This is a genomic window from Methanobrevibacter sp. UBA188 (assembly GCF_905234905.1).
Taxonomy (GTDB): Archaea; Methanobacteriota; Methanobacteria; order Methanobacteriales; family Methanobacteriaceae; genus Methanocatella.
This window is the reverse complement of the sequence record NZ_CAJOJM010000042.1, coordinates 1-12,463: the sequence shown is the minus strand read 5'-3', so window position 1 is coordinate 12,463 and position 12,463 is coordinate 1. Positions and strand designations below refer to the sequence as shown.

Below are 12,463 nucleotides of genomic sequence, written 5' to 3'. Positions count from 1 at the left end.
TTTTCAATTGCTTCATCAACAATGATTCCAGTTAAGGAAAACGTTCTCAAAAAAGTGCCAAACGCTTTAACTATTGTTTAGCTCATTTTGGCATTTTCTTCTATTTTCATTATTTTTTGTAATAATTATTTTTTATTTTTTATTAATTTTAGTAGTATTATTTCTAAAAAAAGTATTACTAACTTAACTTTTTGTTTGTTTTATTCATGTTATATCTATTGGGCTTATTTTTAATAAACTGGAGTGTTATTTCAAGTTCAATCTTAATGGCCAATTGATTTGAATTATTTTACTTTTTAAAGCTGATTAACATTGAATATGTTTGACATGCTGTTATTATTTATATCTGAAATCTGATATCAAATCCTTTTATTTTTAGATTATGTGATTATATGAGTTTATTTTATTGATTTTGGGCTTTTAATTGTTTAATTTTAAATTTATTGGATTTTATTTAATTTATTTTTTTTAATTATTTGGATTTTAGTTGTTTATGCTATATTCGTTTAAATTATAAGTAGCCATTTAAAATAGTTTAATTTTATTTTTATCTGATTATTTGTTTTTATTAGTTATAATTATTATTTAAATTCATTGTTTTTTAGATTTATTTAAAATTTAATCTATTTAAGGTAAATCCTAAAGTATTACTTTAGTAAACTTTATATATGGTATTAATAGTGATTATAGATTAGATTATCATGGTCATGATAATTATGTGATAAAGCTCAATTTTGAAACTTATCATACACCTCGGTAAATAGCTGTAGGAGGCTATTTACTACTCTATCTTTAACTTTTTTTGTAATGCTTTGAGATGTATTTAATCGATATGTATGAATATTTTTTGATCGCAATCCTTAAGTATATATAAGAAATAATCATAAACAATTATTCAGGCGCTGGAGTCTTTTTAAAGTGAATTGATGTGATGGCATCTGAGAATATCTTTATTACTTTTTAGTAATTTTTTATGTTTTGAAGTAGTAATAATTTTTAAAAAAGTATTACTATATGATTTGATTTTTAAAATTTTTATATTTCTAAATTCATGTTTTAATGTGATATTTTATCTTGAAAGTAGATAATTAGTTGGTTTTTGTATTTTTATGAGATTAAATTTCTCTATTTTTGATTTAAACATTAGTTATTGGGTTTTATATTTTTTTAAAAATGTAATACTTATCTATAAAAAATTAATGTAATCTTAAATAATTTAATTTGCAATTATTTGATTTTGTTTACAGTAAATTTAACCCTTTTAAATGCTTATTTTTTAAATTAAACTTCAAATATTGAATTTAATACTTTAATAACATTTATATGTTTATTACTACTATGAAAATTTAGATTATATTATTAGATTTCTAATTTTATAATTGTTATTAACTAGGTTGGAGAGTATTATGGAAATTTATATGCAGAAAATTGGATTGATTAGAGATGACATAAATCCCAGAAATTCAGATTTAAATTTGGATATCGATTGGTATGTCGAATATTCCAATGCTGATCAGGACAGGATAAATTTCAACATAGTCCTAAAGTCATGTGAAAATTTCAACTTGAATTTTAAAGTTGAGGGGATTTTAAAATTGGATTTATTTGAGGAATTCATTCAGGATGAATGTTCTCAGGTAATCTTTTATCATGCATGTAATGTTCTAATGGATATGATTTCTATAACACGTGAATCTATTCATATTATATCAAAGAAAGAATATCCGGATTTAGGCAGTGAAAACCATTACAATGCTCTCTATAACTAATTTGGAGATGTATATATGTTGGAGATTAAGCACACATTATGTCCTTCATGTAGTGTTGGATGTGGACTTAATGTTATTATAAACAATGGAGAAATTGTGGGAACCTTCCCCTATAAAAGGCATCCGGTAAACGCTGGAAAAAATTGTTTGAATGGAAGAAACTCAATTGAATGCTATCAAAACAAATTTGATAAGGCAATCGTATCAAAATCAGAAACAGATATTGAAAAAGCAATCGAGGAAGTATCTAAGGAATTGGGCTCTGCTGACAGTTCCAATGTAACCATAATCTGTTCCGGTAATAATGATATGGAAGAAATTGAGGCTATAAAGGAATTTGGAGAATCCAAAAATTTTAATCTTGCTTTTTATGCCGATAATTTGAAGGATTTCGCTGATGTTGCTTCATATGATGAAGTTGCAGGTGCAAGCAAAGTCTTTGTAATCGGTGATTTGTTATATGAAAATCCGCTTATTGGAAGAAGAATCGTCCATGCAAAACAAAACGGTGCAGAAATCTACGCATTGGGAAAAGCTGAAGAGTCAGTCACATTCAATATTGCCGATGAGACATCAAATTCCACTGTTGAAGAATTTTTAGACAGCAACAAAGGAAATATTGATGAAGATTCAGTAATCGTCTTTAATTATGTCGATTCACAGGATGATTTGGATAAAATTGAAGCATTAAACTGTAAATGCTTGCCAGTATTCAGCAAATCAAATTCTAAAGGTACTTTAGGCATCATTGAACCTAAATCATTAGATGAAATGTTGGAATTATTGGACAATACTAAAGTCCTATTGGTATTCAACGACGACATTGCTGATGAGTTGGAATATGATTTTACAAAAATATCAAAGATTATCAGTTTCGCTCCATGTTCAAACAAGACAACTGAAATTTCAGACATTGTCATTCCTACTAAAACATGGCTTGAAAAAGAAGGATCATTTGTAAACGCAATGGGAGAAACCCAAACTTTCACTGCTGCAGTCGAATCAGATGCTTTAAGTGAAATCGAGATAATCGAAAAATTAAATGGATAGTGATTTATATGAGTTATGTTTTAGCAAAATCCCAAAATGATGATATTCACAAGGCAGGTGAATGCGGGGGAGCCGTAACAAGCATTCTAAAATATTTGCTTGATGAAGAAATAGTTGATGGCGTTTTAGCCTTAAGCCCTCAAGATGACGTATATGATGCAACTCCAACATTCATCACAGAATCTGATGATTTATTAAGTGCTGCAGGGTCATATCACTGTGCTCCAACAATGATTGGAGATCTTGTTCAAAAATATCTATTTGACAAAAAAGTAGCAATCACCGTCAAACCATGTGATATGAGAGCTGTAGAAGAACTGATAACCCGACACAAAATCAATAGGGATAACATTTATCTAATAGGTTTAAATTGTGGAGGAACAGTATCTCCTGTATCTGGTAGAAAAATGATCGACCTTTTCTATGAGGCTGACCCGGATGATGTTGTAAGCGAAGAGATTGACAAAGGTAAATTCATCATTGAACTTGCAGACGGTTCCGAAGAAGCGGTAAAAATCCACGACCTCGAAGAGGAAGGATACGGTCGTCGTAACAACTGTCAAAGGTGTGATGTTAAAATCCCAAGAAAAGCAAACATCGCTTGTGGAAACTGGGGAGCAGAAGACGGCTGGACATTCATTGAAATCAACGATGAAAAAGGTCAGGAATTAATAGATGGCGCTAAAAAAGCAGGAATTCTTGAAACTAAAAATCCAGCTCAGGGAGCCATTGACGGAAGGGAAAAAGTCGAAGGCATCATGATTAAGATGGCCAAAAAGGTTCAGGATGCAACCTATCCTACAGTGAGCGAAATGGATGAATGGAGCCGTTGTATCAGCTGTTATGCATGTCGTGATGTTTGTCCAATCTGCTGGTGCTTTGAAAACTGTGAACTTAACAAGCCATATTTCAAGGATGAACAGAACATTCCACCAACACCAATTGCATTCCAGGGAGTAAGATTGTCACACATGAGTTTCAGTTGTGTGGATTGCGGACAATGTGACGACGTATGTCCGATGGACATTCCTGTTTCATTAATCTTTGACAAATTGCAGAAAAAATACTTTAATAGAACTGGTTATGTAGCTGGAGTTTCTGATGATATTAAACCTCCATTATACAGTCCAGAAAAAACAGAATTATAAGAGGTGGTTTGATGGCAGATGATTTAAAAATCGTAGGTTTATTATGTAACTGGTGTTGTTATGGTGGTGCTGATACAGCAGGAACTGCACGTATGCAATACTCACCAAACATCAGAATTATTCGTGTAATGTGTTCTGGAAGAATTAACCCTTCAATGATTTTCAAGGCATTTCAGGAAGGTGCAGACGGAGTATTTGTAGGCGGATGTCATATTGGTGATTGCCACTATGATGCTGGTAACTACAAATGGTCCAGAAGATCAAAAATAGTTGAAGACATTTTGGAGGAATTCGGAATTGAAAAAGAAAGATTCCGCCATGAATGGATTTCAGCATCTGAAGGTGAAAAATTCCAAAAAACAATGGAAGAGTTTCATGATACTTTAACCAAACTCGGTCCATTAGAATTATAATCATCGAATATATCTAATATCTAGCCATTAGTGGAATAGTTATTTATATAATAACTATTCTTCTCTTCTAATTGCCTTTCTAAGATTGGTAATGCGTTACTAATGTTAGAAAGATAGTCGAATAGAGAATATTTGATTATTTTTCGAATTAATTATTTCTATGTTGATAAAATTCATCATTAGCCGATAACTATTAATTGATGGCATAACAATTTTTAGTTATTATTTTCTCCATCGATATAGAATTAATTAACAAAAAACGAAATTTATATGAAATATTATATAGGTTTCTTTCACTGTCTACATAGCTATTGAAGTTATTTTCTCCATATCTTTGATAGCTATCCTTTATTTTAAATTAATCTTTTTTTGATAATCGTAGAAAATTTCCACTCTGAACATGAGTCGGATGGTAGCGGTATCAGGACATTTCGCTTGGTGCTGGTGATTGACCAAAAAACTGAGGATGTTTGATGATGATTTATATCATATTTTTGAATAATTAAACTAATACTTATGTGCATAATTATTGTTTTAATTAATTGCCTATTCACTTATTTGAAATTGTTTTTTTAGATTCACATTTTTTCGGCATGTGATATGGATTCAAATGTTTGAATTTGAAAAAATAGAAAAAATAAGTGAAATTCAATTCACTTATTTAACGGTTATTTGAACTTTTTTACTTAAATTCTTGTAGTATTTGTTGCCTGCGTAGGTAATTAGTCCAATATACTTAGCTTTTTTAGTTAATCCGGTAATTTTAAAGGTTGCTGTACCTTTACTGTTGGTTTTTGCAGAATATGTTTTACCGTTAACTTTTATGCTTAGCTTAACATTTGCCAATGCTTTGTTATCATTTCCTTTCAAAGTTACGGAATATTTTTTGGTTTTGACACTTACCTTGTATGTTTGTGCTTTAGCGGTTATCTTTGGAGTTGCCTTGGATACAACCACTTTTGCGGTGTTATTTGATGTAAGATATATGTCATCGCCTGCAAATGTTATTGTTGCTGTGTATGTTTTAGGAACTAAAGTCTTTCCAATAGTAAGTGATGCTTTTCCGTAGGAATTAACTGTTCTGGTGTACACTTTATTGTTGAAATTAATAGTCACATTTTTACCAATCAACAGATTACCGTTAACGTCAGTTAAGGTAAGGGATAGGGTTCCGCTGGTTCCATAGACAGTACTGACCTTTGCGGTTATGACTTGTGTTTCAACTTTATTGACAGTTAATTCAACTAGGGTACTGTTTTGGTTAAAGTCATCATCTCCAAGATAATTGGCAATAATAATATATTCTCCCGGTTTGAAAGTAGTATTTAAAACCACTTTTCCGTCTTGGACAGGTAAATAGACTATTTCTTCATTCATTATAAACTCTACAAATCCAGCAGCATCATTGTCAAGAGTTACAGTGACAACAACATTTAAATCTTTTACACTCACTTCAGCAGACATTGTTGTGTTTTTCTTGGTAGGGCCTGTGACTGTGAACTCTTTTGAAGTTGAGTTGGAATTGAATCTGGAATCGCCAAGATAAGTTACAGTAACATTATAGTTTCCAGTAGGCAAAATAACATTGTATGCTGCTTTTCCGTTATTTACAGCTAGGTATACTGCTTTGCCGTCAATGTTGAATTCGACAAGGCCGCTTGCAAGGCTGTCAACAGTAGCGGTTATTATCACGTCAGTTCCGAATGTTTCAACTTCTACATTAACAGTAGTGTTTTTCAATTCACTGGATTGATTGGTGACTGTGAATGCGGTGGTTGTTGTTGCGCTGTTGAAGTTATAGTCTCCTAGGTAGGCTACGTTTGCACTGTATGTTCCTAGGTTGAAGTCATATGTGAAAACAGCGCTTCCGTTATCTACAGGCACGATGAATGTTTGGCCTAAAATTTCAAGTGTAACGTATCCGGTAGCATTGGAATCGACGTTTGTTGTGATTGTTACTGTACCGTTTTTGACTGTTGCTGTTGATGAGATTGCAGTATCCTTTTTGATGTGTCCTACTATAGTGAATGTTTCGGTGGTTGCGTTTTTGTTGTAGTTTGCATCTCCTAGGTATGTTATTTCGACTGTGTAGTCACCAGGGGTCAATACGTATTCTATAATTGATTGTCCGTCAGTCACGTTCATAAATAATATGTGGTTTTCTTCGCCGGTTATGTTGTATTGTACGAATCCTGTAGCATTCGGATTCACGTTCACGGTAATTGTTATGTCCTCTTCGTTGATTGTTATGTTTGTGTCGATTGTTGTGTTCTTGAGTGGGATTTCTTCAACTGTGAATGTGCTTTCGCTTGTGTTTGCGTTGAAGTCATGGTCTCCAAGGTAGGTTGCATAGACTGTGTATTCGCCTGGGAACAATAGGGTGTCCATGATTGCTTTTCCTTCATCTACTTTTGATATGATGGCATTGCCGTTTAATTTGAATTCGACAAATCCTGTAGCGTTGGAATCAACTTCAGCTATAACAGTAACATTATATTCATCAAATCTTATGTCAAGAGTCAAGGTAGTGTTCTTTTTAATGTGATCGGTTACTGTGAAAGCTCTGGAGGTTCTGTTTGCATTGTATCTGGAATCACCCATGTATGTTACTTCAACGTTATAGTCGCCAGCAGGTAAGACAACATTGTACACGGCGGCACCGTTATTTACGGCGATGTATACTGCTTTGCCGCCAATGTTGAATTCGACAAGGCCGCTTGCAAGGCTGTCAACAGTAGCGGTTATTGTCACGTTATTTTCAACTGCTTCAACATCTACATTGACAGTAGTGTTTTCCAATTCAGCGGATTGGTTGGTGACTGTGAATGTGGTGGTTGTTGTTGCGTTGTTGAAGTTGTAATCACCTAAGTAAGCTATGTTCGCACTGTAGGTTCCTATGTTGAAATCATATGTGAAAACAGCTCTTCCGTTATCTACAGGTACGATGAATGTTTGGCCTAAAATTTCGAGTGTAACGTATCCTGTAGCATTGGAATCGACGTTTGTTGTGATTGTTACTGTGCTGTTTTCAACTTCTGCTGTTGATGAGATTTCTGTGTCATTTTTAACGTGTCCAACTATGGTGAATGTTTCGGTGGTTGCGTTTGTGTTGTAGCTGTCGTCTCCAAGGTATGTTATTTCGACTGTGTAGTTGCCTGGAGTTAAATCATCTTCAAAAATTGATTGTCCGTCAACTACATCCATGTATACTACATAGTTTTCAGCGCCAGTCACATTAAATTGAACGTATCCTGTTGCGTTTTTGTCTATGTTGACAGTTATTGTTATGTCTTCTTCGTTGATTGCTATGTTTGCATCGATTGTTGTGTTCTTGAGCGGGATTTCTTCGATAGTGAAGTTTAGTGAGGTTGCGTTTGTGTTGTAGTTGGCATCTCCAAGGTATGTTATTTCGATTGTGTAGTTGCCCGGAGTTAAAGCATCTTCTATAATTGATTGTCCGTCAACGATATCCATATACAATATGTAGTTTTCTTCGCCGATGAGGTTGTATTGTACGAATCCTGTAGCATTCGGATCAACATTTACTGTTATTGTAAAGTCCTCTCCGTTGATTGTTATGTTTGCGTCGATTGTTGTGTTTTTGAGTGGGATTTCTTCAACGGTGAATGTGCTTTCGGTTGTGTTTGCGTTGAAGTTGTAGTCTCCCAGGTATGTTATATAGGCAGTGTAGTTTCCTGGATTGAAGTCATAGGTGAAAACAGCGCTTCCGTTATCTACTGGTACGATGAATGTTTGGCCTAGTATGGCAAGAGTTACGTATCCGGTAGCATTGGAATCGACATTTGTTGTGATTGTTACTGTGTAGTTTTCAACTGTTGCTGTTGAGGTGATTTCGGTGTCATTTTTGATGTGTCCTATGATGTTGAATGTCTTTGTGGTTGTGTTTTTGTTGTATTTGTCGTCTCCAAGATAAGTTATTTCGACTGTGTAGTTACCTGGAGTTAAAATGTATTTTATAATTGATTGTCCATTTTCTACATTCATATACCATATGTGGCTTTCTTCACCGGTCAGGTTGTATTGTACGAATCCTGTTGCGTTTTCGTCTAATTCAACAGTTATTGTCATGTCTTCTTCGTTGACTGTTATGTTTGCATCAATTGTTGTATTTTTAAGTTCTTCAGCGGTTAATGCAGTGCTTCCTAGTTTGTTATTGCTTTTTAAAACATTTCCATTCTTAAGGGAACTGTCGCTAGTTGAATCATAAGCATAGTCCTGAGTCAATTCAACAGTATCCTTATCATTTCCATTAATTGCATCATTTAATTCAGTAAATGTGCCTGTATTATTAGTAGGCACTATATTATCGTCATTTTCAATATTCAAAACATTTTCGTTTGAATTTTCTTCTAAAATTATTTCTTCATTTTCATCTATACTAATAATGTCCGTTGCATTATCGTCAGCAGCGCTTACTGCTGAAATGGCCATTAGGCCAATGACAATTATCAGAAATAGATAAATCTTTTTCTTGAACATATAATTTCACCAAATTTTATTCATTTATTATGTGTGAAATTATATTTTTTTCAAGTATTAATAGTTATTGCATTAAACTCATGTGGTGTGGGGATTTTTTACCCTAAAAATTAGAATATAGTTAAAAAATAAGCTTTTTTGGGTACAGGTCTAACTGTAAAAAAATAAAATTATAGATGATTTAATTCATCTATTTTCGATTACTCGAGAAGTATTTCAACAATCCGATTGAATGCCTCTTTTGCTTCGGGAACCATCGGATAGAGAGGATACACGTGGCTCATTTCATCACCGACAATCAGTTCGGCATCAACGCCATTATCGTGCAGTTTGTTGTAAAATTCGACAATGTCGGGATATATTATTTCGTGAGTCCCTACGAATATTGTGGTTTTAGGAAGCTTGTCCACTTCTCCAAAGAGCGGACTTACCTTATAGTCTTTAGTGTCCAAATCTCCGGCCCATGCTTTGCCTATTTCACGAGCACCCTCAATTCCAAGCATAGGATCATATTCAACATCGTCATAATCTCCGGACATTGACATGTCAACCCATGGTGATATCAGAATTAGGTTTTCAGGCTGAGGCATATCCTTAACTGCCAGATATTCGCAGAATGCAGCAGAAAATCCTCCTCCGGCTGAGTCTCCCATGATTATAATTGGCTTTCCGGTTGTCAGGAGGTGATTATAGAGCTTTTCAACAATCTCATATGTTTCTTCGTAGGTATGGTTTGGAGCGAGAGGGTATATCGGAGAGAATACACATGCATTGATTTTTTTTGCAAGTCTGTCGCAAAAGGAAATGTGGGGCAGTCTGATTTCGTTAACGTATCCTCCTCCATGAATATATATTACCATGCGCTCTGCATCTTCAACATCGTTGAAAGTTATCATCTGGCATCCGAACAGGTTCTTGCTTTCAACTTTTGTGTGATATGGCTTTTTTGGTATTTTGTAGGTTTCATCCTCTACAGTGGAGCGTTCCTTCAAATGCTCTTCAGCCGCATCGGCATCATCCATATATTCCCGATGATTTTTTTCCAAAATCTTTTCTACAATTTTTGATCTCTTTGACATTTTGATACCTTTTGTGTTGATTATTATGAAGTATATTTATTAAATTATATAAACTGTGATAAATCTGTAAAATTGGACTCTTTCAAAAACCTTGCTGATTTGAAATTTTTATTATTAATGAGTTAAATATTATCTGCAGTCAACTCCCCATTCAATCTAAAATTACTTTAACAAGGTGTTTGAATGCTTCCTTTGATTCTGAAACCAATGGGTAAATGGCATAAACGTGAGTCATTTCTTCACCAACATTAAGTTCGGCATCAACACCATTATCTTTTAGTTTGTTGTAGAATTTCACGACATCCGGATAGAATATTTCGTGAGTTCCTACGAAGAGTGTGGTTTTTGGAAGATTTTCTACTTCTCCAAAGAGCGGACTTACTTTATAGTCTTTTGGATCAAGTTCAGCTGCCCATGTCTCACCCATTTCACGCAGTCCATCCACTCCAAGCATCGGATCAGCTTCCACATCATCATAATCTCCAGACATTGACACATCAAGCCAAGGGGATATTAAAATTAAGTTTTCAGGTTGAGGCAAATCAATAACAGCCAGATGTTCAGCAAATGCTGCAGACAATCCTCCTCCTGCTGAATCTCCCATGATTATTATAGGCTTATTCATTTCAAGCAAATGTCTATATAGCTTTTCAACGATTTCGTAGGTTTCTTCATAGGTATGGTTTGGAGCAAGAGGATATATTGGAGCAAATACAGATGCATTAACCTTTTTTGCAAGTTTATCGCAGAAATTAATGTGAACAGACTTAATTTCGTTAACATATATTCCTCCATGAAGATATATGACCAGACGTTCACTGTCTTCAATCTCATTAAAGATTACCATCTGGCATCCGAACATGTCTCTTGTTTCAACCTTAGTGCGATATATCCCTTTTGGTATTTTATAGGGTTCATCCTCTTCAAGAGAACGCTCCTGCATATGTTCATCAGCTTTATCGGCATCGTCAACATATTCACGATGCTTTTTGTCCAGTGCAGTTTCTACAATCTTTGACATCCTTGACATTTTTAACACCACAAATAATTTTTTAATTGAATTTAGTCTCTAAATTCTTTGATTTCATCTAATTTTTCTTTAAATGTCTTTTTTCAGTCATCTGAGATAAATTTCATCTTTATATTAATACATATGTTTAAATTAATTAATAGTTGTTACTATTTTTATATTGCAGCTGTCGTTTGGTTGATTTTTCTACTGGTCAAATCAAAATGAAAACTTTTAGCTCAATTTCTCCTGTGTTTTGACATTAACGGCAGGGCTTTGAAATCTGAAATCTAATTTTAAAAATGGATATATATTTTTAACATTGATTTCAAATGTAATAGTAGGAATTTGACAGTTATTAATGCAAGTCCAAGAAAAAGGGGAAATACTGCATAACTATGCAAAAATGTGGTTGAAGGGGCTCAAAGCAACGGAGCTAATGTGGAATACATTGATTTGTATACCTATGATTTTAAAGGATGCATGAGCTGTTTTGCATGCCATCTAAAGAAAAACTCAGAAAATCCGTTATGCTTCTGGAGAGATGATTTGAAGGAAGTCCTTCAGATGTGCCTTGATTCCGACGCAATCGTCATAGGCACTCCGATATACTACGGATCCATTTCATCATCAGCCCAGGCGTTTCTTGAAAGATTGCTTTTTGCAGCAGACACCTATGTTCTTGATGAAGACGGCAATAGGGTTTCAAAAATCAAAAAAGAAATAAAGACTGCAATGATTTACACCATGAACGTCACAAAGGAAATGGATTACTTCAACGGTGAAGATCAGTTGGCCATCATGAGGGGATATCTGACAGCTATTTTCGGTGAATGCGAAGCGTTATACGCCTATGACACCAAGCAGTTCAAAAAATACGACCCTTATCTCAATAACATGTTTGACCCTGAGCTGAAGGAAAAAAGCAAGGAAGTTCAGTTTCCAAAAGATTGTGCAAAAGCATTTGATTTGGGAAAAAGATTATCTGATGAATAATTTTATGATGTTTTGCAGGATATTCCTTGCCTCAACACAAATGAGGGTTAAAATGAAAGTGAATGTAGTCATTAAAAAAGATCTTACAGCAGACCAGGAAGAGGTCCTTGAAAGATTCATGGATTTTCAAGATGCGATGATTGAAAAGGATTCGGATAAATTAAATGAGATAATATGCGATAATTATACGTTGACACACATGTCCGGTAAAACACAAACAAAACAGGAATTCATCGATGAAATCATGGATGGAACGCTAAACTATTTCAAATCAACAATCGACAATCCGGATATAACAATACTTGATGATAATAAGGCAGTTTTCAAAGCAGACGTAACCCTTGATGCGAAAGTGTATGGGATGAAGGGAACATGGACGCTCCATTCAAGACAGACTATGGAAAAAATAGATGGTAGATGGCATATCAGCAAATGGGACAATTGAAATTTTTTGCATATTTCAACCATGTCCAATGCCTTTGTGATTTTTCCATGAGGG

At 34.2% G+C, this 12,463-nt stretch carries 9 protein-coding genes; 6 read left to right on the top strand and 3 right to left on the bottom strand.

What is annotated here, in order from left to right; all coding sequences use genetic code 11:
- Positions 1 to 1,406 precede the first annotated feature (1,406 nt).
- From QZ143_RS07845 to QZ143_RS07830, 4 genes are read left to right on the top strand one after another with little or no spacing between them, the layout of a single operon-like run.
- Positions 1,407 to 1,769, top strand: coding sequence for a hypothetical protein (locus tag QZ143_RS07845; RefSeq protein ID WP_292882903.1), 363 nt, complete (start codon positions 1,407 to 1,409; stop codon positions 1,767 to 1,769).
- Between the two features lie 15 nt (positions 1,770 to 1,784).
- Positions 1,785 to 2,819: a molybdopterin-dependent oxidoreductase gene (locus QZ143_RS07840; protein ID WP_292882900.1), complete on the top strand. Its 1,035-nt coding sequence runs from the start codon at positions 1,785 to 1,787 to the stop codon at positions 2,817 to 2,819.
- A 2-nt stretch (positions 2,820 to 2,821) separates the two neighbouring features.
- Positions 2,822 to 3,967, top strand: coding sequence for a Coenzyme F420 hydrogenase/dehydrogenase, beta subunit C-terminal domain (locus QZ143_RS07835; RefSeq protein ID WP_292882906.1), 1,146 nt, complete (start codon positions 2,822 to 2,824; stop codon positions 3,965 to 3,967).
- Positions 3,968 to 3,978: 11 nt separating this feature from the next.
- Complete coding sequence (locus QZ143_RS07830) at positions 3,979 to 4,380, top strand: hydrogenase iron-sulfur subunit (protein WP_292882898.1); 402 nt, start codon at positions 3,979 to 3,981, stop codon at positions 4,378 to 4,380.
- A 657-nt stretch (positions 4,381 to 5,037) separates the two neighbouring features.
- Here the strand turns inward: QZ143_RS07830 and QZ143_RS07825 are convergent.
- The 3 genes from QZ143_RS07825 to QZ143_RS07815 all read right to left on the bottom strand — a co-directional run bounded on the left by QZ143_RS07825 (position 5,038) and on the right by QZ143_RS07815 (position 10,989).
- Positions 5,038 to 8,880 carry an Ig-like domain-containing protein gene (locus tag QZ143_RS07825; RefSeq protein ID WP_292882896.1) on the bottom strand — a complete coding sequence of 1,281 codons (3,843 nt, stop codon included), beginning with the start codon at positions 8,878 to 8,880 and terminating at the stop codon, positions 5,038 to 5,040.
- 200 nt (positions 8,881 to 9,080) lie between these two features.
- Complete coding sequence (locus tag QZ143_RS07820) at positions 9,081 to 9,959, bottom strand: alpha/beta hydrolase (protein WP_292882893.1); 879 nt, start codon at positions 9,957 to 9,959, stop codon at positions 9,081 to 9,083.
- Positions 9,960 to 10,110: 151 nt separating this feature from the next.
- The gene (locus QZ143_RS07815) at positions 10,111 to 10,989 is read right to left on the bottom strand and encodes an alpha/beta hydrolase (protein ID WP_292607679.1); all 879 of its coding nucleotides are present in this window, start codon (positions 10,987 to 10,989) and stop codon (positions 10,111 to 10,113) included.
- Between the two features lie 387 nt (positions 10,990 to 11,376).
- On the opposite strand from QZ143_RS07815, the gene QZ143_RS07810 reads away from it, so the two are divergent.
- Both QZ143_RS07810 and QZ143_RS07805 read left to right on the top strand, forming a co-directional pair.
- Positions 11,377 to 11,964 carry a flavodoxin family protein gene (locus QZ143_RS07810; RefSeq protein WP_292882890.1) on the top strand — a complete coding sequence of 196 codons (588 nt, stop codon included), beginning with the start codon at positions 11,377 to 11,379 and terminating at the stop codon, positions 11,962 to 11,964.
- 52 nt (positions 11,965 to 12,016) lie between these two features.
- Complete coding sequence (locus QZ143_RS07805) at positions 12,017 to 12,409, top strand: nuclear transport factor 2 family protein (RefSeq protein ID WP_292882887.1); 393 nt, start codon at positions 12,017 to 12,019, stop codon at positions 12,407 to 12,409.
- Positions 12,410 to 12,463 lie beyond the last annotated feature (54 nt).

Coding starts and splice junctions, on each gene's coding strand:
- QZ143_RS07845 (WP_292882903.1), top strand. CDS start 1,407: ATGGAAATTTATATGCAGAAAATTGGATTGATTAGAGATGACATAAAT.
- QZ143_RS07840 (WP_292882900.1), top strand. CDS start 1,785: ATGTTGGAGATTAAGCACACATTATGTCCTTCATGTAGTGTTGGATGT.
- QZ143_RS07830 (WP_292882898.1), top strand. CDS start 3,979: ATGGCAGATGATTTAAAAATCGTAGGTTTATTATGTAACTGGTGTTGT.
- QZ143_RS07825 (WP_292882896.1), bottom strand. CDS start 8,880: ATGTTCAAGAAAAAGATTTATCTATTTCTGATAATTGTCATTGGCCTA.
- QZ143_RS07820 (WP_292882893.1), bottom strand. CDS start 9,959: ATGTCAAAGAGATCAAAAATTGTAGAAAAGATTTTGGAAAAAAATCAT.
- QZ143_RS07815 (WP_292607679.1), bottom strand. CDS start 10,989: ATGTCAAGGATGTCAAAGATTGTAGAAACTGCACTGGACAAAAAGCAT.
- QZ143_RS07805 (WP_292882887.1), top strand. CDS start 12,017: ATGAAAGTGAATGTAGTCATTAAAAAAGATCTTACAGCAGACCAGGAA.